The sequence below is a fragment of the Streptomyces sp. NPDC101181 genome (genome assembly GCF_044767975.1).
In the GTDB taxonomy this organism is placed as follows: Bacteria; Actinomycetota; Actinomycetes; order Streptomycetales; family Streptomycetaceae; genus Streptomyces.
Genome location: NZ_JBIWOX010000015.1, coordinates 1 through 20,777, shown reverse-complemented (window position 1 = coordinate 20,777; position 20,777 = coordinate 1). Strand labels below are relative to the sequence as shown.

General features: G+C 74.2%; 21 protein-coding genes. 10 read left to right on the top strand and 11 right to left on the bottom strand.

Annotated features, from left to right (window positions below):
- The first annotated feature begins 57 nt into the window (after nucleotides 1-57).
- On the top strand, nucleotides 58-537 hold the full coding sequence (locus tag ACIRRU_RS21590) for an SRPBCC family protein (RefSeq protein WP_403682916.1): 480 nt from the start codon (nucleotides 58-60) through the stop codon (nucleotides 535-537).
- 67 nt (nucleotides 538-604) lie between these two features.
- Here the strand turns inward: ACIRRU_RS21590 and ACIRRU_RS21585 are convergent, their stop codons facing one another.
- The gene (locus tag ACIRRU_RS21585; RefSeq protein ID WP_403682914.1) at nucleotides 605-1,738 is read right to left on the bottom strand and encodes a PLP-dependent cysteine synthase family protein; all 1,134 of its coding nucleotides are present in this window, start codon (nucleotides 1,736-1,738) and stop codon (nucleotides 605-607) included.
- Nucleotides 1,739-1,972: 234 nt separating this feature from the next.
- Between ACIRRU_RS21585 and ACIRRU_RS21580 the strand changes: the two genes are divergently transcribed.
- Nucleotides 1,973-2,290 carry a hypothetical protein gene (locus ACIRRU_RS21580; protein WP_363203747.1) on the top strand — a complete coding sequence of 106 codons (318 nt, stop codon included), beginning with the start codon at nucleotides 1,973-1,975 and terminating at the stop codon, nucleotides 2,288-2,290.
- A gap of 252 nt (nucleotides 2,291-2,542) precedes the next feature.
- Complete coding sequence (locus ACIRRU_RS21575; protein ID WP_403682911.1) at nucleotides 2,543-3,061, top strand: ATP-binding protein; 519 nt, start codon at nucleotides 2,543-2,545, stop codon at nucleotides 3,059-3,061.
- A 64-nt stretch (nucleotides 3,062-3,125) separates the two neighbouring features.
- Here ACIRRU_RS21575 and ACIRRU_RS21570 read toward each other — a convergent pair whose 3' ends face one another.
- Complete coding sequence (locus ACIRRU_RS21570) at nucleotides 3,126-3,419, bottom strand: SHOCT domain-containing protein (protein WP_403682909.1); 294 nt, start codon at nucleotides 3,417-3,419, stop codon at nucleotides 3,126-3,128.
- A 207-nt stretch (nucleotides 3,420-3,626) separates the two neighbouring features.
- On the bottom strand, nucleotides 3,627-4,841 hold the full coding sequence (locus ACIRRU_RS21565) for an ROK family protein (protein ID WP_403682906.1): 1,215 nt from the start codon (nucleotides 4,839-4,841) through the stop codon (nucleotides 3,627-3,629).
- Between the two features lie 228 nt (nucleotides 4,842-5,069).
- On the opposite strand from ACIRRU_RS21565, the gene ACIRRU_RS21560 reads away from it, so the two are divergent.
- Together ACIRRU_RS21560 and ACIRRU_RS21555 are read left to right on the top strand one after the other, a co-directional pair.
- Nucleotides 5,070-6,209 (top strand): MFS transporter, encoded by a 1,140-nt coding sequence (locus ACIRRU_RS21560; protein WP_403683211.1) that lies wholly within the window; start codon nucleotides 5,070-5,072, stop codon nucleotides 6,207-6,209.
- Nucleotides 6,210-6,303: 94 nt separating this feature from the next.
- Nucleotides 6,304-6,717: an SCO4225 family membrane protein gene (locus ACIRRU_RS21555; RefSeq protein ID WP_403682904.1), complete on the top strand. Its 414-nt coding sequence runs from the start codon at nucleotides 6,304-6,306 to the stop codon at nucleotides 6,715-6,717.
- Between the two features lie 144 nt (nucleotides 6,718-6,861).
- Here ACIRRU_RS21555 and ACIRRU_RS21550 read toward each other — a convergent pair whose 3' ends face one another.
- From ACIRRU_RS21550 to ACIRRU_RS21540, 3 genes are all read right to left on the bottom strand, one after another.
- Nucleotides 6,862-7,527 carry a response regulator transcription factor gene (locus tag ACIRRU_RS21550; protein ID WP_363203752.1) on the bottom strand — a complete coding sequence of 222 codons (666 nt, stop codon included), beginning with the start codon at nucleotides 7,525-7,527 and terminating at the stop codon, nucleotides 6,862-6,864.
- Nucleotides 7,524-8,771 carry a sensor histidine kinase gene (locus tag ACIRRU_RS21545; protein WP_403682901.1) on the bottom strand — a complete coding sequence of 416 codons (1,248 nt, stop codon included), beginning with the start codon at nucleotides 8,769-8,771 and terminating at the stop codon, nucleotides 7,524-7,526. The genes ACIRRU_RS21550 and ACIRRU_RS21545 overlap by 4 nt, the downstream gene beginning before the upstream one ends.
- 97 nt (nucleotides 8,772-8,868) lie before the next feature.
- Nucleotides 8,869-9,570, bottom strand: coding sequence for a TetR/AcrR family transcriptional regulator (locus tag ACIRRU_RS21540; RefSeq protein WP_403682898.1), 702 nt, complete (start codon nucleotides 9,568-9,570; stop codon nucleotides 8,869-8,871).
- 154 nt (nucleotides 9,571-9,724) lie between these two features.
- Here ACIRRU_RS21540 and ACIRRU_RS21535 point away from each other — a divergent pair, with 154 nt between their 5' ends.
- The gene (locus ACIRRU_RS21535; protein WP_403682896.1) at nucleotides 9,725-10,177 is read left to right on the top strand and encodes a nitroreductase/quinone reductase family protein; all 453 of its coding nucleotides are present in this window, start codon (nucleotides 9,725-9,727) and stop codon (nucleotides 10,175-10,177) included.
- Nucleotides 10,178-10,236: 59 nt separating this feature from the next.
- Here the strand turns inward: ACIRRU_RS21535 and ACIRRU_RS21530 are convergent, their stop codons facing one another.
- Nucleotides 10,237-11,469 (bottom strand): geranylgeranyl reductase family protein, encoded by a 1,233-nt coding sequence (locus ACIRRU_RS21530; RefSeq protein ID WP_363203755.1) that lies wholly within the window; start codon nucleotides 11,467-11,469, stop codon nucleotides 10,237-10,239.
- Nucleotides 11,470-11,666: 197 nt separating this feature from the next.
- On the opposite strand from ACIRRU_RS21530, the gene ACIRRU_RS21525 reads away from it, so the two are divergent.
- The gene (locus ACIRRU_RS21525) at nucleotides 11,667-13,031 is read left to right on the top strand and encodes a dipeptidase (RefSeq protein WP_403682894.1); all 1,365 of its coding nucleotides are present in this window, start codon (nucleotides 11,667-11,669) and stop codon (nucleotides 13,029-13,031) included.
- 275 nt (nucleotides 13,032-13,306) lie between these two features.
- Here the strand turns inward: ACIRRU_RS21525 and ACIRRU_RS21520 are convergent, their stop codons facing one another.
- Nucleotides 13,307-14,344: an NUDIX domain-containing protein gene (locus ACIRRU_RS21520; protein ID WP_403682892.1), complete on the bottom strand. Its 1,038-nt coding sequence runs from the start codon at nucleotides 14,342-14,344 to the stop codon at nucleotides 13,307-13,309.
- 205 nt (nucleotides 14,345-14,549) lie between these two features.
- Nucleotides 14,550-15,479 carry an ROK family protein gene (locus ACIRRU_RS21515; protein WP_363203758.1) on the bottom strand — a complete coding sequence of 310 codons (930 nt, stop codon included), beginning with the start codon at nucleotides 15,477-15,479 and terminating at the stop codon, nucleotides 14,550-14,552.
- A gap of 197 nt (nucleotides 15,480-15,676) precedes the next feature.
- On the opposite strand from ACIRRU_RS21515, the gene ACIRRU_RS21510 reads away from it, so the two are divergent.
- The gene (locus tag ACIRRU_RS21510; RefSeq protein WP_403682889.1) at nucleotides 15,677-16,705 is read left to right on the top strand and encodes a LacI family DNA-binding transcriptional regulator; all 1,029 of its coding nucleotides are present in this window, start codon (nucleotides 15,677-15,679) and stop codon (nucleotides 16,703-16,705) included.
- Nucleotides 16,706-16,979: 274 nt separating this feature from the next.
- A complete protein-coding gene (locus ACIRRU_RS21505; protein ID WP_403683209.1) occupies nucleotides 16,980-17,729 on the top strand; it encodes a calcium-binding protein in 750 nt (249 codons plus the stop codon).
- Here ACIRRU_RS21505 and ACIRRU_RS21500 read toward each other — a convergent pair.
- Nucleotides 17,716-18,540: an alpha/beta hydrolase gene (locus ACIRRU_RS21500; RefSeq protein WP_363203760.1), complete on the bottom strand. Its 825-nt coding sequence runs from the start codon at nucleotides 18,538-18,540 to the stop codon at nucleotides 17,716-17,718. The two genes, ACIRRU_RS21505 and ACIRRU_RS21500, sit on opposite strands and share 14 nt — an antisense overlap.
- A gap of 91 nt (nucleotides 18,541-18,631) precedes the next feature.
- On the opposite strand from ACIRRU_RS21500, the gene ACIRRU_RS21495 reads away from it, so the two are divergent.
- Nucleotides 18,632-19,180 (top strand): CGNR zinc finger domain-containing protein, encoded by a 549-nt coding sequence (locus ACIRRU_RS21495; RefSeq protein ID WP_403682886.1) that lies wholly within the window; start codon nucleotides 18,632-18,634, stop codon nucleotides 19,178-19,180.
- Nucleotides 19,181-19,282: 102 nt separating this feature from the next.
- Here the strand turns inward: ACIRRU_RS21495 and ACIRRU_RS21490 are convergent, their stop codons facing one another.
- Nucleotides 19,283-20,581, bottom strand: coding sequence for a DUF6986 family protein (locus tag ACIRRU_RS21490; protein ID WP_403682884.1), 1,299 nt, complete (start codon nucleotides 20,579-20,581; stop codon nucleotides 19,283-19,285).
- Nucleotides 20,582-20,777 lie beyond the last annotated feature (196 nt).

The following is a 20,777-nucleotide window of genomic DNA, read 5'->3' as shown; positions in this document are numbered from 1 at the left end:
GGCCCGGCCGCTAGGGTGTGCGCTCCGTACGCCGCAGACCGCCGGGAGGTGCGTGCCATGGCCCACCGACTCCGTACCGTGGGAATGGAGTTCGTGGACTCCGCGCCGCTCCGTCTGGTGTTCGCCGCCGAGGTGTCCGCACCGGCCGACGTGGTGTACCGGGCGCTCGCCGAGGATGTCACCGGCTGGCCCGCGTGGTTCACCGCCGTCACCCGGGCCGCGCCCACGGACGCGGGGGCGGGCCGGGAGGTGCGGTTGCGGGGCGGGGTCCGTTTCCGGGAGACGGTGCTGGCCGCCGAGCCGGGCGAGCGGTACGCCTACCGGGTCGACGCGACCAACGCCCCCGGGCTGCGGGCCCTGCTGGAGGAGTGGCGGCTCACCCCGGAGGGGTCCGGGACCCGGGTGCGGTGGACGTTCGCCGCCGACGGGAGCGGCCCGTTCCGCCTCGCTCTGGGGCTGGGGCGGGCGGGCCTGGGCCGGTCCTTCCGGGACGCGATGCGCCGCCTGGACGCCCGGCTGGCGGGCCCGGCGCAGTGAAGGGTGTCCGGGCCCGTCGAGGTGACGCGAGCCCGGCGGGGCAGGCCCGGACGGTGGCCGCGGTCCGTCAGCAGGGCCAGGTGCCGGTGGCGAGGAACTCCTCGATCGCCGTGGTGTACGGGGCGATGTCCAGGCCCTGCTCCTCCAGCCAGGAGTCGGAGTAGTACTTGTCCAGGTAGCGGTCGCCCGGGTCGCACAGCAGGGTGACCACACTGCCCCGCTCGCCCTGCTCGACCATCTCGGCGATCAGCTTGAACGCGCTCCACAGTCCGGTACCGGTGGAGCCGCCCGCCTTGCGGCCGATGGCCCGCTCCAGGGCGCGGACGGCGGCCACGCTCGCCGCGTCGGGGACCTTCATCATCCGGTCGACGGCCCCGGGCACGAAGCTGGGCTCCATCCGGGGGCGGCCGATGCCCTCGATCCGCGAGCCGCGGTCGCTGGTGGCGTCCGGGTCGTGGTGGGTCCAGCCGTCGAAGAAGCAGGAGTTCTCCGGGTCGGGCACGCAGACGCGGGTGTCGTGCTGGAGGTAGTGGACGTAGCGGGCGATGGTGGCCGAGGTGCCGCCGGTCCCGGCGGTGGCGACGATCCAGGTGGGTTCCGGGTAGCGCTCCAGGCGGAGTTGCTGGTAGATCGACTCGGCGATGTTGTTGTTGCCGCGCCAGTCGGTGGCGCGCTCCGCGTAGGTGAACTGGTCCATGTAGTGGCCGCCGGTCTCGGTGGCGAGCGCGGCGGACTGCTCGTACATCGTGCGCGAGTCGTCGACGAAGTGGCACTGCCCGCCGTGGAATTCGATGAGGCGGCATTTCTCCGGGCTGGTGGTGCGGGGCATCACGGCGATGAACGGTACGCCGATCAGCTTGGCGAAGTACGCCTCGGACACGGCGGTGGAGCCGCTGGACGCCTCGATGACCGGCTTGCCGGGCCGGATCCAGCCGTTGCAGAGGCCGTAGAGGAAGAGCGAGCGGGCGAGCCGGTGCTTGAGGCTGCCGGTGGGGTGCGTCGACTCGTCCTTGAGGTAGAGGTCGATGCCCCACTCCTCGGGCAGCGGGAAGCGCAGCAGATGGGTGTCGGCCGACCGGTTCGCGTCGGCCTGCACCTTGCGCACGGCCTCCTTCAGCCAGGCCCGGTACTCCGGGTCGCTGCGGTCGACGTCCACGGTCGCCGCGGGCCCGCGGACCTGCCCGTGCTCAGTGCTCTTCATCGGTCTGCTCCCGCCGCTGGTGGCTGCGCTGCTGCTCCTGCCACGATATGCCCCCCACCTGCACAAACGGTCACTTTGACGAGCCATAGCAACGCCTTTGACCCCACGCGCGGGGGGCGGCTGTGGCGGGCGGGGCGGGGCGAGCCGGACCGCGCCTCCGTGCGCCCTGGCCATCGGGCCCACGCCGGTGCACACTGCTCAGCAGGAGTGGCGACGGAGGGGGGCGGATCCGCGATGGCGGACGTCGAGTTCAGTGCGTCGGGGGTCAGGATCGAGCGGTTCACCCGGTCGCTGACCAGGGCCGGTCAGGTGGTCGTCAAGGACGGCAGGCTGTCCCTGCTCACGAGCTACGGGCGGGAGATCGACAGCGCCCCGGTGGGCACGGTCCGGGCGCGCAAGTGGTGGTTCATCGCGGCGGATTCGGTCATCGCCCGGGTGAACGGGGTGCGCTACCGGCTGACCATGGGGCAGCGCAACCGCAGACGCGGCGGGGCCGCTCCACTGCGGCGTTTCCTGGAGGCGCTGCGCAGCGCTCGCGGCCGCCGGGACTGACCCGCCGGGACGGGCCGGCTGATGGCTCGTCCCGGACCACCGGGCTCCGCCGCGAGTTGCGGAGCCGTATCCCCTGGGCCACGCTGGTCCCACGTCACTGAAGGTGCACCCTCGGTGACAGAGCGATCCGCCCGACGGGCCGGGTCGCGCGACACGAGCAGACACGACAAGAGCACAGCGGATTCGGCGGTCAGTCGTCCGCCGGCTCCGTGGGTCTCTCGTCTTCCGGACCTATTTCGGGGAGTCGCAGCCGTGATCAGCGAGCCAAGCAGGCACTGCACGGTGGCGCTCCAGGCAATGCCGCCGCGGATCGGTCAGGTCCGCAGGATCATCTCGGCGCAGCTGCGCTACTGGCATCTCGATCCTCTGATCGACCAGGCGGCCCTGGGCGTCACCGAGCTTCTCACCAACGTTCACCGGCACGCACAGCCGGACAAGTCATGCACCGTCGACATCGAGCTGCTGCTCGACCGGCTGACGGTCTCCGTCCACGACCACGATCCCCGTCTGCCCACGGTGCACGAGGCCGACTCGTTCGCCACCTCGGGCCGGGGGCTGGCCCTGATCGCCGCCGTCAGCGAGAGCTGGGGCGTGCGGCCCGAGGGTCCCTCGGGGAAGGCCGTCTGGTTCACCCTCCCGGCGGTGACCGCCGCGTCGAACCTGCCGCCGCTCGCGGTGTACGGGTCGATGACCGACGGGCCGTTCGGGTCCGTGACCATCACCCCCGAGGACATCACGGCCCCGTCCGTCCGGTCGGCCGTCGTCGGCTGACCGGGCCGGACGGGGTTCTTCCGGCGGGGCGCCGGGGCCCTACGCCCGGTGCGCCACCCGGCTCTCAGGACGTGCGGCCGCCCGCGTGGAGCCCGAACTGTTCGTCCAGCACGGACAGTCGGCGCCAGTACTCGTCCTCGTCGATCTCCCCCGCGGCGAAGCGCCGGCCGAGCAGGGCGATCGGCGACGACTCGCCGGGCCCTCCCCGGAAGGCGCCGGGCCCCTGCCACGGGCCTCGGCGCCCGCGCCACCCGGTGCGGCGCAGCAGAGTCACGACACCGAAGATCACCGCCGCCCAGACGAGCGGGAACAGCAGGACCCAGGGGCCGGGCCCGCCGGAGTACGCCAGGGTGTTCATATCGGTCAGCTCCCTCGTTCACCAACGGCGCGGTCGATTCGGCGCCGGTGTTCCGGTCTGCTACGAGAGTGCCCGTGGCGGGGTGCGCGGGGCGTCGTCCGCCGGGCGGCCGTGCGGGTACTCCGGGGGGAGCATCGCGCGCCCCCTGTCCGTACGGGGAGCGCACCACCGTCCGGCGGTCCGGGTCCGGTCGGCGGCGGCGGCGGCTCAGACCAGCGCGGCGAGGGGGTCGTCCAGGACCGGCTGCCAGGCCAGTTCGGCCGCGCCCACGAGGCTGTTGTGGGCGAGGGTGCACGGCAGGATCGGGACGCTGCCGCTGCGCCCCCACAGGCTGCGGTCGGCGACGACGGCGCGCAACCGCTCCGGGTCCGCCTCCAGCAGTTCGCGGTGGAGCCCGCCGAGGATGATGCGGTCCGGATTGAGGATGTTGACGAGCCCGGCGAGGCCGAGGCCGAGGCGGTCGATCAGCTCCTCCGCGGCGCGGCGCACGTCCGCGTCCCCGTACTCCGTGCGCAGCAGGTCGCCCGCCTGCTTCAGGAGCGACTCCTCGGGGCCGGGTTCGCGCCGGGCGGTGGCGAGGAAGGCCAGCGGGTCGGTCTCCACGTCGAGGCAGCCGCGCCCGCCGCAGTAGCAGGGCCGCCCCTCGGGGTTCACGGTGAGGTGACCCACCTCCAGTGCGAGGCCCGAACTGCCGCTGTGCAGGCGGCCGTCGAGGACCAGGGCCCCGCCGACGCCCCGGTGGCCGGTGGCGACGCAGAGCAGGTGCTGGGCGCCGCGTCCGGCCCCGTGCCGGTGTTCGGCCAGGGCGGCGAGGTTGACGTCGTTGCCGGTGAAGGCGGGTCCGGTGATGCCCGCTTCCCGGACGCAGGCGGCGAAGATGTCCCGGACCGGGGAGCCCGCGGGCCAGGCGAGGTGCAGGGGGTTGAGCGCGGTCCCCTCGGGTTCGGCGACCGCCGACGGCACGGCGAGCCCCGCGCCCACGCAGCGCAGTCCGCCCTCCCGCAGCAGCCGGGCACCGGCGGCGACCACCTCGCCGAGCACCTGCGCGGGGTCGGCCATCACCGCGACGCACCCTGGCGCCGTGGCGACGATCCGGCCGCCGAGTCCGACGAGCGCCGCCCGGAAGCCGTCGGCGTGCACCTGGGCGGCGAGGACGACGGGGCCACTCTCCCGTACGGACAGCCGGTGCGAGGGGCGGCCCTGGGACCCGGCCGCGGCGCCGGGGCTGGAGTCGACCCGGATCAGTCCGAGCGCCTCCAGTTCGGCGGCGACCGCCCCGGCGGTGGCGCGGGTGACGCCGAGTTCGGAGGTGAGCACGGCCCGCGTGGGGGCGCGTCCGGTGTGGACCAGTTCGAGTGCGGGCCCGAGCGCGCTGCGGCCTCTCTCCAACTTCGTCCGGGTGGGGGTCGCCTTGCCGTTCATGGGGGCGAGTCTCCCATGATCCCGGGCCGCCCCGAACGCCGAGGGACCCTGGGCGGACGGTCGGCACACCACCCGGACGACCCCGGGAGGACGGTCTTGCGTGCGCCGTCGCCCGGCCCCTATGCTGACTTTGTGCCGCAACTAAACAAACTGCGGACGGCCCTACCGGGGGGACCTGGCGGCGACACCGCCCCGCCCGCGTCGGCCCGCCTGCGTACCGCGCTGACCGTGTTCTTCGCCCTCGACGGCTTCCTCTTCGCCGGCTGGGTGGTCCGTATCCCGGCCATCAAGCAGCAGACGGGAGCCTCCGCCTCCAGCCTCGGACTCGCCCTGCTCGGCGTCTCCGCCGGGGCCGTCATCACCATGATGCTCACCGGCCGCCTGTGCCGCCGCTACGGCAGCCACGCCGTCACCGTCGCCTGCGGGATCCTGCTCCCGCTCAGCATCGCGCTGCCCGCGCAGACCCGTTCGCCGCTCTCGCTCGGCCTGGTCCTGCTGGTCTTCGGGGCGGCGTACGGCGGTATGAACGTGGCGATGAACAGCGCCGCGGTCGACCTGGTCGCCGCGCTGCGCCGCCCCGTGATGCCCAGCTTCCACGCGGCCTTCAGCCTCGGCGGCATGGTCGGGGCGGGGCTCGGCGGGCTGGTCGCGGGCGGCCTCTCCGCCTCCACCCACCTGTTCCTGCTCGCCGGGACCGGTCTGCTCGTCACCGCTGCCGCCGGACCGTCCCTGCTGCGCCACCGCCCCGCGCCCCCGGCCCCCGAGGCCCCCGGGTCGCGGCGGTCCCGGCCGCGGCTGTCGCCCCGGGCCCGCCGGATCGTCGCGCTCTTCGGCGTGATCGCCCTGTGCACGGCGTACGGCGAGGGGGCGCTGGCCGACTGGGGCGCGCTCCACCTGGAGCAGGACCTCGGTGCGCACCCGGGGCTCGCCGCCGCCGGATACGCGCTGTTCGCCCTGACCATGACGGTGGGCAGGCTCACCGGGACCCTGCTCCTGGAACGGCTCGGCCAGACCCGCACCCTCGTGCTCGGCGGGACGACCGCGGCGGCCGGGATGCTGCTGGGCTCGCTGGCGCCCACCGCCTGGCTGGCGCTCGCCGGGTTCGCGGTCACCGGACTGGGGCTCGCCAACATCTTCCCGGTCGCCGTGGGGCGCGCGGGCGAGCTGGCGGGGCCGGGCGGAGTCGCCGCGGCCTCCACCCTCGGTTACGGCGGGATGCTGCTCGGCCCGCCCGCGATCGGTTTCCTCGCCGAGTGGTTCTCGCTGCCGGTGGCGCTGACGACGGTGGCCCTGCTCGCCGCCGCGGCCGCCGCCCTCGGGTACGCGGCCCGTAACGCCACCCTCACCGCGGCGGACGCGCACACCTGATCGCCCGCACACACGGTCGATTGAGTAGGGGTACTCAGGCGGGTTCCGCTCCCCCGGCACACGATGGAAGCCGGACCGAGCAAGGGAGCGCACCATGAAGCAGCTGACCGACCGACTGCCGAGGCGGCTGACCGGCGGCCTTGGGAGGAGGCTGAGCGGCCATCCGCGCCTCGACGGCCTGGTGCGGCTGACCTTCCGCAACCCCGCGTCCCTCGTGTACCTCGGCGTGGTGCTCGCGGCAGCGGTCTACGTCGCCGTGGACGCCCTGTTCGTCACGCACGCGGACGCCTCGTTCGCCGGTGTCTGGCTGTTCCTGCTCGCGGCCCCGGCCGTCTTCCTGTTCCTCGTCGGGGGGACCCTGGCGGGCGCGGAGACGGGCGGCCCGGCGTGGTATCTCGTCGTGGCGCTGGTGGTCTCCGTCCTCCTCCAGTCGACGGCTCTGGGCTGGTTCGTACGGCTGATGCGCCGGGCCGGAACCACGGGGTCCGCGCATCCGCAGGGCGCCTGACCCCCGGCCGGAACCCGGCCCCGTCACCGTGGGGAGGAACGCCGGGCACATCGCTCGACTTCGCGCGCCGGGCGGCTCAGGCGCGGCCCCGGTCGCGGCGGACCGCGCGGCCGGGACCGCCGGCGTCACTCCATGGGGCGCGGGTCAGCCGAGCCAGCCGGGGCGCACCAGGCCCGATTCGTAGGCGAGGACGACGAGTTGAGCGCGGTCGCGGGCCCCGAGCTTCACCATCGTGCGGCTGACGTGGGTCTTCGCGGTGAGCGGGCTGACCACCAGCCTGCGGGCGATCTCCTCGTTCGACAGACCGATCCCGACCAGCGCCATCACCTCGCGTTCCCGTTCGGTGAGCCGGGCGAGCGAGGCGGCGGCCGTCGGTTCCTTGGAGCGGGCGGCGAACTCCGCGATCAGACGGCGGGTCACACCCGGCGAGAGCAGCGCGTCCCCGCCGACCACCGCCCGGACCGCGCGCAGCAGTTCCTCCGGTTCGGTGTCCTTGACGAGGAAGCCCGACGCCCCGTTGCGGAGGGCTTCGAAGACGTACTCGTCGAGTTCGAAGGTGGTGAGCATGACCACCTTCACCGCGTCCAGGTCCGGGTCGCCGGTGATGCGCCGGGTGGCGGCCAGTCCGTCCAGCCGGGGCATGCGGATGTCCATCAGCACGGTGTCGGGCCGTAGTTCGCGCACCAGGCGGACGGCCTCCTCCCCGTCGGCGGCCTCCCCGGCGACCTCGATGTCCGGCTGGGCGTCGAGCAGGGCCCGGAAGCCCGCGCGGACCAGGAGCTGGTCGTCGGCGAGCAGGACGCGGATCACGGTGTCTCCTCGGAGGGCTCCGGCGGACACCGGCGGTGGACGCCGCGGTCCGGTTCGGTGAAGGGCAGTTCGGCCAGGACCCGGAAGCCGCCGTCCGGGCGGGGGCCCGCCTCGATCGTGCCACCGAGGGCGGCGGCCCGCTCCCGCATCCCGACGAGTCCGTTGCCGCTGCCCCCGGCATCACCGCCGGTGGCAGGTCCCTCATCGTCGACGCGGAGCCGCAGGAGCCCGGGGGCGTGGGCGACGTGGACCAGGGCGGTACGGGAGCCCGAGTGGCGGACGACGTTGGTCAAAGCCTCCTGGACGATGCGGAAGGCGGCGAGGTCGGCCCCGGGCGGGAGGGCGGCGGGGCGGCCCTCGCTCTCCACGGTGACGGTGAGTCCGGCGCCCGCCGCCTGTTCGGTCAGCTCGGGGAGTCGGTCGAGGCCGGGGGCCGGGGAGGTCGGGGCGTCGCCGGGGGTACGGAGGCTGGCGAGCACCTGACGTACCTCGTCGAGCGCCTCCTTGCTGGCGCCCTTGATCGTGGTGAGGGCGGTCCGGGCCTGCTCCGGGTCGGAGTCGAGCAGCGCCAGCCCGACCCCGGCCTGCACGTTGATGACGGAGATGCTGTGGGCCAGTACGTCGTGCAGCTCGCGAGCCATCCGCAGCCGCTCCTCGCCCGCCCGCCGCCGCTCCGCCGCCTCCCGCTCCGCCCGCGCGGCCGCCCACTGCTCACGGCGCACCCGCAGCAGTTCGGCGGCGGCGACGACGGCCACCACCCAGGCGGCGATGACGCCCTCCTGCGCCCAGGGCGCGCCCCGGTCGCCCTCGGGCGGCAGCCAGCGGTACAGCCAGTGGACCAGGAGCAGGTGTCCGGCCCACAGCCCGCCCAGCGACCACCAGCCGGCCTTGCGGTGGCCGGAGGCGATCGCGCTGAAGCAGCCGACGGCGACGGCGAGGAACACCGGCCCGTACGGATAGCCCGCCGCGAGGTAGACCAGGGTCACCGCGCAGGTGACGGCCGCGGCGGCCGCGGGACGGCGGCGGCGCAGGAGGAGCGCGCCGACCGCGGCGAGCAGCAGCAGCCGGGCCGCCAGGTCCAGGGGGCGGCGGTCCTGCCCTTGCTCGGCGAAGCCCGTACCGGCCATGACGAACACCAGGAGCGCGGCCGTCGAGACCCAGGGCAGCCCGGCGGTGCGGCGCGGGCGCGCCCCGGTCAGCCACGGCGGCGGTCCGCTCCGGCGCGGCGGGTGGTGTTCGTCCATGGCGGCCACGCTAGACGGCGGACGGGCCCGGAGCCGTCCGCCGTGCGTGGCGATCACGCGTACTCCCCGGGGAGTACGCCGCCGGGGAGCGGCGCCGTCAGGCCGTACGGGGGTCGCGCAGACCCACCGAGCGGGCCAGCTCACCGGCGGTCTGCCGGAACAGCTCCTCCCGTGCCTCGACGAGCCGGTTGAACTGGCCGAACAGCTCGAAGGTGATCAGCCCGGACAGCTGGGCCCAGGCGGCGACCAGCGCCGCGACGCACTCGGGAGGAACCCCCTGGGCGAACTCGGCGGTCATCCGCTCCGCGTCGGCGCGCAGGCCGGGGGCGAGTGGCGGCGGGGTGAGGTCGTCGGCCCGGGAAGCGGTGCGGACGATGCCGATGAGGACCATCGGCACCCGGGAGGCGGGCTCCACCGTGGCCGCCGGGGCACTGTAGCCGGGGACGGGCGAGCCGTGGATCAGGCCGTACTCATGGGGGTGGGCGAGCCCCCACTCCCGTACGGCACAGGCCACGGCGGTCCAGCGCTCGGCGGGTGGAGCGGTCCCGGCCGCCCGTTCCGCCCGCTCCGCGGCCTCGCCGACCGCGTCGTACGCGTCGACGATCAGCGCGGTGAGCAGCTCGTCCCGGCTCGGGAAGTAGCGGTAGAGCGCGGAGGAGACCATGCCCAGCTCCCGGGCGACGGCCCGCAGCGAGAGCTGGGCGGCGCCCTGCGCCGCGAGCTGTTTCCTGGCCTCGGCCTTGATGGCCGCGGTCACTTCGGCACGGGCGCGTTCCCTTGCCCCTTGGATGGTGCTCATGCGGTCAGTGTGCCACGGAATCGGATCGCCGAACACAGACCAGAGCAGTGCTCTTGCTTTTGTCGGCGTCCGGGTGCACACTGGCGTCGAGCGAGAGCACTGATCTCGTAAAGTTGCAGCGCTCTGGCGCAGCATTCGGACCACAGGAGTTCCCATGTCGCAGACGCACTACCACCGGGCGGGCACCGCCACCCAGCGCTTCAACAGATTCGTCGGGTGGCTGGCCCGGCACGGCATCAGCTTCATGGGCTCCACCGAGATGTCGGTCCGCGGACGCAAGAGCGGGACGTGGCAGCGCGTTCCGGTCAACGCCCACAGTTTCGAGGGGGAGCGGTACCTCGTCTCGGCGCGCGGCCACTCGCAGTGGGTGCGCAACATGCGTGTCGCGGGCGGCGGGGAACTGCGGCTGGGACGCAAGGTCAGCCGCTTCACGGCCGTGGAGATCGCGGACGACGCGCAGAAGGCCCGGATCGTCCGGGCCTATCTGAAGCGGTGGGGCTGGGAGGTCAACCAGTACTTCCAGGGGGTCACGGCGAAGTCGACGGACGCCGAACTGCTGGCCGCCCTCCCCGACCACCCGGTCTTCCACATCACGGTCACCGACTGACGGCGGTCCCGGCCTCACCGGCCGCCCGGACCGCCGCCCACCCGGTCAGCGGCTGCCTGCTACCGGTCCAGCGCGCTCAGCGCCCGCTGCGCCAGCGGGTGCGTGCGGACCAGCTCGGCCAGCGACGTCGTCCCCCGGGTGACTCCGGCGAACGACTTCCAGGCCGGACGGAATCCGGTCAGCACCGCGTGCAGCACGCCGGGCCGCCGCTCGAACAGCTTGAGCATGCGGCGGCCGACGCCCATCTCCACACCGAGCCCGGCCTTGATGGCGAAGGCGTAGTTGAGGGCCTGGCGGCGGGCGTCCACCGCGTCGTGCGACTCGGCGATCCGCACCGCCCACTCCCCCGCGAGCCGGCCGGAGCGCAGGGCGAAGGAGATGCCCTCGCGGGTCCACGGCTCCAGCAGTCCGGCCGCGTCCCCGCAGACCAGGACCCGGCCGCGGGAGAGCGGTGAGTCGTCGGCGCGGCAGCGGGTGAGGTGGCCCGAGGAGACGGACGGCTCGAACCCGGCGAGCCCCAGCCGGGCGATGAAGTCCTCCAGATACCGCTTGGTGCCCGCCCCGTCGCCGCGCGCCGAGATGACCCCGACGGTCAGGGTGTCGCCCTTGGGGAAGACCCACCCGTAACTCCCGGGCATCGGGCCCCAGTCGATGAGCACCCGGCCCGCCCAGTCCTCCGCGACGGTCGCCGGGACCGGGATCTCGGCCTCCAGGCCGAGGTCGACCTGGTCCAGCTTCACCCCGACATGGGCCCCTATCCGGCCCGCGCTGCCGTCCGCGCCGACGACCGCCCGCGCGAGCACCGTCTCGCCACCGGCCAGCACCACGGCGACCGTTCGGCGGTCGGGGACGGCGGGACCGTGCTGCTCGACCCGGACCACCGAGGCGCCGGTGCGCAGTTCGGCCCCGGCCTTCTGCGCCTCCTCCACCAGCCCGGCGTCGAACTCCGGGCGGTTGATGAGCCCGAAGAGCATCCGCCGGGAGCGGCGGGTACGGGTCAGCTTCCCGTTGAGCGAGAACGTGACCGCGTGGACGCGGTCCTTCAGCGGCAGTTCGAATCCCGGCGGCAGCGCGTCGCGCGAGAAGCCGATGATTCCCCCGCCGCAGGTCTTGTAGCGCGGCAGTTCCGCCTTCTCCAGCAGCAGGACCCTGCGGCCCGCCACTGCCGCCGCGTACGCCGCCGATGCCCCGGCGGGCCCGGCGCCGACCACGACGACGTCCCAGACGGACGACTCCTCCGGCTCACGTCCGGCGTCCGGCTCACGTCCGGCGTCTGCGTTCTCGCTGCTCACGATGTGGTTCTGCTCCTGATCCGACCAGTGGCCCCAAGCTGCTCACGGCATCCTACGGCGCGCCCCGGCCGAGCCCTCCTGTGGGAGGATCGGCCATGATTTCGTCGTACATGCGTCGTCGCGGAGACGGCGTCGTACACGGTCGCGTACACCCCGCGCCCTTTCCTTAGACGTCGCACCCACGAGGAGCGTGCCCCATGACCGCCCGTCCGATTCCCGAGACCGTCGCCTCGCTGATGCCCCGCGCGCGGGCGGAGCTGGCCGAGCTGGTCGCGTTCCAGTCGGTGGCGGATCCCGCGGTGTTCCCGAGGAGCGAGTGCGAGGGGGCGGCGAACTGGGTCGCCGACGCGCTGCGCGCCGAGGGGTTCTCCGACGTGGCCCTGCTGGACACCCCGGACGGCAGCCAGTCCGTCTACGGGTACCTGCCCGGCCCGGCCGGTTCCCCGACCGTGCTGCTCTACGCGCACTACGACGTGCAGCCGCCGCTGGACGAGGCGGCGTGGGTCTCCCCGCCGTTCCAGCTGACCGAGCGCGACGGCCGCTGGTACGGCCGGGGCACGGCCGACTGCAAGGGCGGGTTCATCATGCACCTGCTCGCGCTGCGCGCCCTCCGGGCGGACGGCGGGGTCCCGGTCTCGGTGAAGGTGATCGCCGAGGGCTCCGAGGAGCAGGGCACCGGCGGCCTGGAGCGGTACGCGGAGGCGCATCCGGAGTTGCTCGCCGCCGACACGATCGTCATCGGCGACACCGGGAACTTCCGGGCCGGGCTCCCGACGGTCACCTCGACGCTGCGCGGGATGACGATGCTGCGGGTGCGGCTGGAAACCCTCGAAGGGAACCTGCACTCCGGGCAGTTCGGCGGTGCGGCCCCGGACGCGCTGGCCGCGATGATCCAGCTGCTGGCCACCCTGCGCGCGGAGGACGGGACGACCACGGTCGACGGTCTGACCGGTGACACGGACTGGGACGGCATGCCGTACCCGGAGGCGGAGTTCCGGCAGGACGCCAAGGTGCTGGACGGGGTGGAGCTGATCGGCGCGGGTACGGTCGCGGACCGGATCTGGGCGCGGCCCGCCGTCACCGTCGTCGGCATCGACTGCCCGCCGGTGGTCGGCGCGACCCCGTCCGTGCAGGCGAGCGCGCGGGCCCAGGTCAGCCTGCGGGTGCCGCCGGGCCAGGACGCGGCCGCGGCCACCAAGCTGCTCACCGCCCATCTGGAAACGCGGGCCCCGTGGGGCGCCCGGGTCGAGGTGGAGCAGGTGGGTCAGGGCCAGCCGTTCCGCGCCGACACGACGAGCCCGGCGTACGCGGCGATGGCGGACGCGATGCGGGAGGCCTACCCCGGCCAGGAGATGCAGTCCTCGGGGATGGGCGGCTCGATCCCGCTCTGCAACACCCTGGCCGGTCTCTACCCCGAGGCGGAGATCCTGCTGATCGGGCTCAGCGAGCCCGAGGCGCAGATCCACGCGGTGAACGAGAGCGTCTCGCCCGAGGAACTGGAGCGGATGTCGGTCGCCGAGGCGCTGTTCCTGCGGAACTACGCGGAGTCGAAGAAGGCCTGACCCGGCCGGAGATGACGCCCGCCGGGCCTCACGGGGAGCACGTGCGCACGCGCGGAGGCGTGGACGCGTGCGGCTGACGTGGCCGCCCCTGACGCACGGCGCGCGTACGCCCGCCGTGCCGCCGGGCCGGGGCGCGCGTCCCGCTGACGTACGGCGACCGTGCCGCTGACGTAAGCCCGGCATCCCGCTGACGTACGCCGGACGTCACGCAGCCGTGGCGACCGTAGACGGGCGGCGGGCGCGGGGCGGGCCGCCGGTGGACGGGGGCGGCCGCCTCAGCCCACCGGGACGCCGGCCTCCAGGTTGAGCACCGTGGACCGTTCGCGTGCCCGCAGGGCCCAGCGCAGCCGCTCGTACCGAGTGGGCGGCAGCAGGCCGGCCGCCTCCTCCTCGGTGACGAAGCGCCAGCCGCGGAGTTCGGAGCCGGGCAGCAGCAGCCGTCCGGCGTCCCGGGAGCGCAGCAGGCCCCCGTCGAAGAGGAAGCGCAGCCCCCCGTAACCGGGTGGGTGGGGTGGTTCCCAGTCGACCACCAGCAGGGCCGGGACCCGGTCCAGGCGCAGCCCGGTCTCCTCGGCGACCTCCCGGATACCCGCCTGGGCCGGGGCCTCGCCCGCCTCGACCACCCCGCCGGGAAACTCCCAGCCCGGCTTGTACGTGGGGTCGACGAGCAGCACCCGGTCCCGCTCGTCGAAGAGGAGGACCCCGGCGGCGACGGTCTCCGCCGTCGGCGGGGGGCTCTGGACGATGGCGCACGGCGGGGCGCTGCCGGTCCGGACGGCCTCCGCGATCCGCCGGGCGGTCTCGCGCGGGGTGAGCGCGCCGTTGTCGACAACGTGGGCGTCCTCGGCGATCCAGGCCAGCGCGTCGTAGTAGGGGGCGATGTGCGCGTACGCCCACCGGCGCACCCGTTCGCTCTGCTCGGCGTCGCCGGGGACCTCCTCCCGGCCCGCGATCCTGGCGCGCAGGATCGTTTCCTCAGGTGAGAGCGCCACATGCCGGACCGGGATGCGCCGGGAGGCGAGGCCGCCGAAGATCTCGTCGCGGTACTCCTGCCGCAGCAGGGTCATCGGGACGATCAGCGTTCCGGGCGCCTCGGCGAGCAGCGCCGCCGCCGTGTCCACCACGAGGCGCCGCCAGATCGGCAGGTCCTGGAAGTCGGCGACCTCGGCGAGTCTCTTCTGGGGCAGCAGACCGCGCAGCCCCGCGCCGGTGACCTCCGGGTCGTACAGCGTGCTGTCCGGAATCAGATCGATCAGTTCGGCCGCGGCACTGGTCTTGCCCGCACCGAACGCACCGTTGAGCCAGACGATCACGGTTCCCCCTCCTCCGTAGCCCCCTGTGGCTTGCCCGCAACACCCTGGCGCGGAAACCCCGCCGGGGCGACGGCGTTGCCCGGACACGGCCGCACCGGCCGCCCCGGGGCCCCCGACGATACGCCGGGCCCGCGGAGGCCCCGCCGTGCCGGGGGCGGGCGCCGGGGGCGCGGTGCGCGGGTGCCCCGGGGGGTCCGGCGCGTCCTCAGCGCAGCGCGATCGCGGCCGCCGCCGCGCCGACCAGGCCCGCGTCGGTGCCCATCACCGCGGGGGCCACGGTCAGCCGCCGCAGGTAGGACAGCGTGGCGTAGTCGCGCAGGCTGCGGCGCAGCGGTGCGAAGAGCACGTCGCCCGCCCCGGCGACGCCGCCGCCGATCACCGCGATGTCCAGGTCGGCCAGGGTGGCCGTGGCGGCGATCCCGGCCGCGAGGGCCTGGGCGGCGCGCTCGTAGGAGGCGAGGGCGACCGGGTCACCGGCGCGGGCGGCGACCGCGACGGCGGCCGCCGAGGCGTCCCCGTCCGGGCCGGGCCGCCAGCCGCCCTCCAGGGCGCGGCGGGCGATGTTGGGGCCGCTGGCGATGCCTTCGACGCACCCGCGCGAACCGCACGGGCACGGGTCGCCGTCCAGGTCCACGCTGATGTGGCCGATGTGACCGGCGTTGCCGGAGGGGCCGGGGCGCAGCGCACCGCCGAGGATCAGTCCGCCGCCGACGCCGGTGGACACCACCAGGCACAGCGCGTTGTCGTACCCGCGTGCCGCGCCGAGCCAGTGCTCGGCCGCCGTCATCGCGACCCCGTCGCCCACCAGCGCGACCTGGAGCCCGCCCGTCGTCTTGCACACCCGCTCCACCAGCGGGAAGTCGCGCCAGCCGGGGACGTTGACCGGGCTGACCGTACCGGCGGCCGCGTCGACCGGACCTGCGCTGCCGATGCCCGCGAAGCCCGCCCGGCCCCACAGCGGGGAGGCCATCAGCTCGCCCAGGACCTCGTCGACGGCCCCCATCACCGCCTCGGCGCCCTCCCGGGCGGGCGTCGGCCGCTGTGCCCGTACGAGGAGGGATCCGTCGCCGTCCACCAGCGCTCCGGCGATCTTGGTGCCTCCGATGTCGAGCGCGGCGACGAGGTCGGTATGCATCGGTGTGGGTTCTCCGGATCGGTGAAGGGACGGGACCTGCGAGTTCCCTCCACAGTCTGCACAGTCTCCAGCCTGTTGACAACGTTGTCCAGGGCCTATGCTCGACGCCACAGCCTCCGTTCACCCCCGCGGCGCCCCGCGAGGGCCGGGCCGGGGCGCCGCAGAACCGCCCGTAGGCCGACGACAGGACAGCGCACGTGGACCGGACCACCCGTCATTCCGAGACCCGCTACGGCAACCGGCCGACCATGAAGGACGTGGCGGCCCGTGCCGGAGTCGGCCTCAAGACGGTGTCCCGGGTGGTGAACAGCGAGCCCGGCGTCACGCCCGACACCGAGCGCCGCGTGCAGGAGGCGATCGAGGCGCTCGGCTTCCGCCGCAATGACAGCGCGCGCGTGCTGCGCAAGGGGCGTACGGCGTCCATCGGGCTGGTCCTGGAGGATCTGGCGGACCCGTTCTACGGCCCGCTGAGCCGTGCGGTGGAGGAGGTGGCCCGAGCCCACGGAGCGCTCCTGATCAACGGCTCCAGCGCCGAGGACCCCGAGCGGGAGCAGGAGCTGGTGCTCGCGCTGTGCGCCCGGCGGGTGGACGGCCTGATCGTCATCCCGGCGGGCGACGACCACCGCTACCTGGAACCGGAGATCAAGGCGGGCGTCGCCACGGTCTTCGTGGACCGTCCGGCGGGCCGCGTCGAGGCGGACATGGTGCTCTCGGACAGCTTCGGGGGCGCGCGGCAGGGTGTGGCGCACCTGATCGCGCACGGCCACCGCCGGATCGGCTTCATCGGGGACCAGCCGCGCATCCACACGGCCACCGAGCGGCTGCGGGGCTATCACGCGGCGATGACGGACGCGGGGATCACCGTCGAGGACGCGTGGGTCTCCCTCGGCCCGACCGGCCCCGGCCGGGTCAGGGCGGCGGCCGAGGCGATGCTCGGCGGCCCCGCGCCGGTCACCGCGTTCTTCGCGGGGAACAACCGGGTGACGGTGACGGTGGTCCGGGTCGTCGCGGAGCGCGAACGGCCCGTCGCGCTGGTCGGGTTCGACGACATCGAGCTGGCCGACCTGCTCGGCATCACGGTGATCTCGCAGGACGCGGCGACGGTGGGCAGAACCGCCGCCGAGCATCTGTTCCGCCGCCTCGACGGTGCCGACCACGAGCCGGTGCGGGTCGAGCTGCCGACGACGCTGATCCCGCGCGGTTCGGGCGAACGGCCGCCTGCCTAGGGGGTGTCGTCGCACCGCCGCGGCCTCCCCCGGGACGGCCGCGCGGCGACCGGCGCGTGCGATCGCGAGGCGCCGGGCGGCCCGGACCCCCACCGGCGGTCCGGGGTCGGGGAGTTGACCGAGCGGCTGCGACCCTAGCTTGGTCTAGACCAAGCCGGGTACGCTCTCGTCACCACCGTGGCGCCCCACCGCCACACCGTACCGCTTGGCATGCGCACGCCTGCCCGCTCCGCGCGGGCCCCCCACCGAAGGAGTCGCCGTGAAGCGCACGAGGATGTCTGCCGCCATCGCCCTGCTCGCCACCGGCCTCGCGACGGGTCCCGCCGTCGCGGCCCCCACCCCCTCCGAGGGCGGAGCCCGCGTCGGTGCCGACTGGTCGAAGCAGTCGATCACCTTCACCGCCGCCCCGGGGCAGGTCAACGACCTCCACGTGGTCCCGATGGACGAGGGCGACGGGGTGAGGCGCATCGGCTTCCGGGACTCGGTGCCGCTCCAGCCGGGCGACCACTGCACGTACCTGGAGCCGGGCGTCGACACCTACGTCGTCTGCGAGCTGCCCACCGGCAGCGCCCGGCCCGACCGGATCGACGTCTTCCTGGGCGACGGCGACGACGAGATCGCCACCAGCGACCCCGGGGTCGCCACCGTCAGCGGCGGCCCCGGCGACGACACCCTGCACGCCCACACCGCGCACACCGTCCGGGGCGACGAGGGTGACGACATGGTGATGGGACGCGTGGTCCTGGACGGCGGCGAGGGCATGGACCATCTGATGGGCGACGACGGCGACCAGCGGATGTGGGGCGGCGAAGGCGACGACATGATCGAGGGCTCCGGCGGTGCGGACTTCGTCCACGCCGGGCCGGGCGACGACCACGTCATGGGCGGGGACGGCGACGACCTGCTGATCGGCGGCAGCGGCGACGACCTGCTGCACGGCGAGGCGGGCAACGACGTGCTCATCGGCGGCCCCGGCCGGGACACGGCCGAGGGCGGTCCGGGCCGGAACATCACACTGCCCTGAACTCCCGGGTCAGCAGGGCCAGCAGCTGGGCGGGCGCGTCCTCCGGGACGGCGTGGCCCGCCCCGTCCAGCCAGTGCAGCTCGGAGTGCGGGATGAGCGCGTGCAGCTGCTCGCCGAAGCGCGGCGGCAGGAAGCCGTCCTCCCGCCCCCAGATGATCCGGGTCGGCACCGGGATACTCCCCAGCAGGTGCTGGAACTCGTCGGTGGCCGACTGCTCCAGCTGCCCGTACTGGCGGTAGTACGCCGCGCGGCCCTCCTCGCCCCGCCAGGGGTCGAGGTGGGCGGCCAGGACGTCCGGCCGGTAGCCCTGGTGGCTCGCGAAGCGCAGGTGGCTCTCGGTCAGCGCCTCGTGCGCGTAGACGGGCAGCTGCTCGAAGATGTGCGCGTTCTCCCGTACGAGCCGGAACAGGCCGGTCGCCCAGTCGCCGCTGGCCACCACGTCGGCGAGGGTGAGATCGGCGTACCGGGCCCCCTCCAGCAGCAGCGCCCGCAGCACCACGGCCCCGCCGATGTCGTGGGCGATCACGCGCGGCGGGCGCTCCAGCCCCCAGTGGTCCAGGAGGGCGGTGAACACCCGCGCCTGGGCGGGCAGCCGCAGATCCTGGCCCGGACGGCGCTCCGACCGGCCGTAGCCGAGCTGGTCGAAGAGGAAGACCTGGTGATTCTGGGCCAGCGCGGGGGCGATGTCGCGCCAGATGTAGGACGAGAACGGTGTGCCGTGCACCAGCACCACCGGGTCCCCCTCCCCCATGACGCCCCAGCGGACCGTTCCGCCCGGGGTCTCGAAGGTCTTGGTCAGCATCCCGTTCATGACGCGCCTCCTGCATGCGAGTGCGGTTTTCCGTACTTCTTCGAGATTACCAGCAATAGGCTTTTGCCGGTAACGGAACTACAGTGGGGGCATGCGAAGGAACCCGGCGCCCGCCGAACTGGAACTGGTCGAGGCGTTCTGCAACACGGCGACGCGCCTGTACGACGAGGACGACCTCGCCCGGCCGGAGACGGCGGTGCGGTGGCTGGCGGAACGCGGTCTGCCCACGCCGAGCACCCCGGCGGAGCTGGCAGCGCTGAGCGAAGCCCGGGAGACGGTGCGGGCCTTCCTCGTGGAGCGCTCCTCGCCGGAGGCGCTGGACTCCCTGAACCGGCTGATCGCGGCCGTCGCGGGAGCGCCTGCGGTCCGCCCGGACGGCGCCCTCGCCCTGCGGCCGGTCACGGACGAGCCGGTGGCGGAGATCGTGCGGACCGTGCTCGAAGACCTGCTGCGGGACGGACTGGCCGGGCGGCACGCCTCCCGCCTCAAGGCGTGTGCGGCGCCGGAGTGCCGCTGGATCTTCTACGACCGGGCGCCCTCGTCCAACGGGCTCTGGTGCAACATGGACCTCTGCGGCGCCCGGCACAAGATGCGCGCCTACCGGGCGCGCGGCGGTGCGGCGGCCCTCCGGAAGATGTGAAAGCGCCCGGTCCGAGGGCGGTGGCCGCCCCCGGACCGGGCGCTGAGCGGGTCGGTCGGCGCACCGCCCGACGAGTCGGTGTGTCGGCCGCGCCAACGAACCCTAGGGAGCGGTGACCGTCAGGTCCCCCCTGCGCGGCGAGGCGAACACGTCCAGGTCCGCGCGGGTCAGGCCGGTCAGCCGGGCGACCTCGGCGGTGTCCAGCGCGCCGCAGTCGATGCCGCGCAGCAGATAGCCGCTGAGGGCCTTGGCGGTCGCGGGCTCGTCCATGACGTCCCCCTCCGCCTTGGCCACGTACGCGGCGAGCCGGGCGGCGGCGGGCTCCAGACCCTCCCGGTAGAAGGTGTAGACGGCGGCGTACCGCGTCGGCAGGTGGCCGGGGTGCATGTCCCAGCCCTGGTAGTAGGCGCGGGCCAGGGCGCGGCGGGTGAGGCCGTAGTGCAGCCGCCAGGCCTCGTGGACCTGCGCGGTGGGGCCGACGGGCAGCACGTTGGTGGAGCCGTCGGAGACACGCACCCCGGTACCCGCGGCGGCGACCTGCATGACGGCCTTGGCGTGGTCGGCGGCCGGGTGGTCGCTGGCCTGGTAGGCGGCGCTGACCCCGACGCAGGCGCTGTAGTCGAAGGTGCCGTAGTGCAGCCCGGTCGCCCGGCCCCGCGCCGCGTCGATCATGCGGGCGACGGCGGCGGTGCCGTCGGCGGCGAGGATGGACTGGCTGGTCTCGATCTGGATCTCGAAGCCGATGCTCCCGGCGGCCAGGCCGTGCGCCCGCTCGAAGGCTTCGAGGAGCCGGACGAAGGCGGTGACCTGTTCCGGGTACGTCACCTTCGGCAGCGTCAGCACGAGCCCGTCGGGCAGCCCGCCCGCCTCGATGAGCCCGGTCAGGAAGACGTCCGCGGTGCGGATGCCCCGGTCGCGTACGCCCGCCTCCATGCACTTCATCCGGATGCCCGTGTACGGGGCCGCCGTTCCGTTGGCGTACGCCTCCGAGACCAGCCGGGCGGCGCGGGCCGCGGTCTCGTCCTCCTCGGCGTCCGGGCGGGGGCCGTAACCGTCCTCGAAGTCGATGCGCAGGTCCTCGACGGGCTCGCGCTCCAGCTTGGCCCGTACGCGGTCGTGGACCGGCCCGGCCAGCTCCTCGGGGATGCCGAGCACCGCGGCGAACGAGGAGGCGTCGGGGGCGTGTTCGTCGAGGGCCGCCAGCGCCTGGTCGCCCCAGGAGCGCAGGGTGCCCGGCTCGAAGACGTCACCGGGGACGTAGACGGTGTGCACGGGCTGACGGGTCCCCGGGTCGCCCGGGTAGCGGCGGGCCAGCTCCGCGTCGACCGGCGCGAGGGAGACGCTGATCTCCTCGCTGACCGTGCCCGCGAGGCTCGTCGCCACCTTCTCCTGCTGACCCATGACCGCACCCTCCACGCTCGACACTTCCGCTTACCGGAATCAAACATCCGTATAGTGAAGTTATAAGGCCGCTCGACCTGCGTCAATGGTGTCCCGGAACAGCGCTGGGCCGCGCGGTGGGGTGCACCGTGCGGCCCAGGTCCGGATCCGGGGTTGGGGTCCGGGTTGGTTGTGTGGGGGTCAGTTCTTGCGGGTG

Coding starts and splice junctions, on each gene's coding strand:
- ACIRRU_RS21500 (WP_363203760.1), bottom strand. CDS start 18,540: ATGAACGGGATGCTGACCAAGACCTTCGAGACCCCGGGCGGAACGGTC.
- ACIRRU_RS21585 (WP_403682914.1), bottom strand. CDS start 1,738: ATGAAGAGCACTGAGCACGGGCAGGTCCGCGGGCCCGCGGCGACCGTG.
- ACIRRU_RS21525 (WP_403682894.1), top strand. CDS start 11,667: ATGACCGCCCGTCCGATTCCCGAGACCGTCGCCTCGCTGATGCCCCGC.
- ACIRRU_RS21545 (WP_403682901.1), bottom strand. CDS start 8,771: ATGGACGAACACCACCCGCCGCGCCGGAGCGGACCGCCGCCGTGGCTG.
- ACIRRU_RS21495 (WP_403682886.1), top strand. CDS start 18,632: ATGCGAAGGAACCCGGCGCCCGCCGAACTGGAACTGGTCGAGGCGTTC.
- ACIRRU_RS21540 (WP_403682898.1), bottom strand. CDS start 9,570: ATGAGCACCATCCAAGGGGCAAGGGAACGCGCCCGTGCCGAAGTGACC.
- ACIRRU_RS21580 (WP_363203747.1), top strand. CDS start 1,973: ATGGCGGACGTCGAGTTCAGTGCGTCGGGGGTCAGGATCGAGCGGTTC.
- ACIRRU_RS21535 (WP_403682896.1), top strand. CDS start 9,725: ATGTCGCAGACGCACTACCACCGGGCGGGCACCGCCACCCAGCGCTTC.
- ACIRRU_RS21570 (WP_403682909.1), bottom strand. CDS start 3,419: ATGAACACCCTGGCGTACTCCGGCGGGCCCGGCCCCTGGGTCCTGCTG.
- ACIRRU_RS21505 (WP_403683209.1), top strand. CDS start 16,980: ATGTCTGCCGCCATCGCCCTGCTCGCCACCGGCCTCGCGACGGGTCCC.
- ACIRRU_RS21555 (WP_403682904.1), top strand. CDS start 6,304: ATGAAGCAGCTGACCGACCGACTGCCGAGGCGGCTGACCGGCGGCCTT.
- ACIRRU_RS21490 (WP_403682884.1), bottom strand. CDS start 20,581: ATGGGTCAGCAGGAGAAGGTGGCGACGAGCCTCGCGGGCACGGTCAGC.
- ACIRRU_RS21590 (WP_403682916.1), top strand. CDS start 58: ATGGCCCACCGACTCCGTACCGTGGGAATGGAGTTCGTGGACTCCGCG.
- ACIRRU_RS21515 (WP_363203758.1), bottom strand. CDS start 15,479: ATGCATACCGACCTCGTCGCCGCGCTCGACATCGGAGGCACCAAGATC.
- ACIRRU_RS21565 (WP_403682906.1), bottom strand. CDS start 4,841: ATGAACGGCAAGGCGACCCCCACCCGGACGAAGTTGGAGAGAGGCCGC.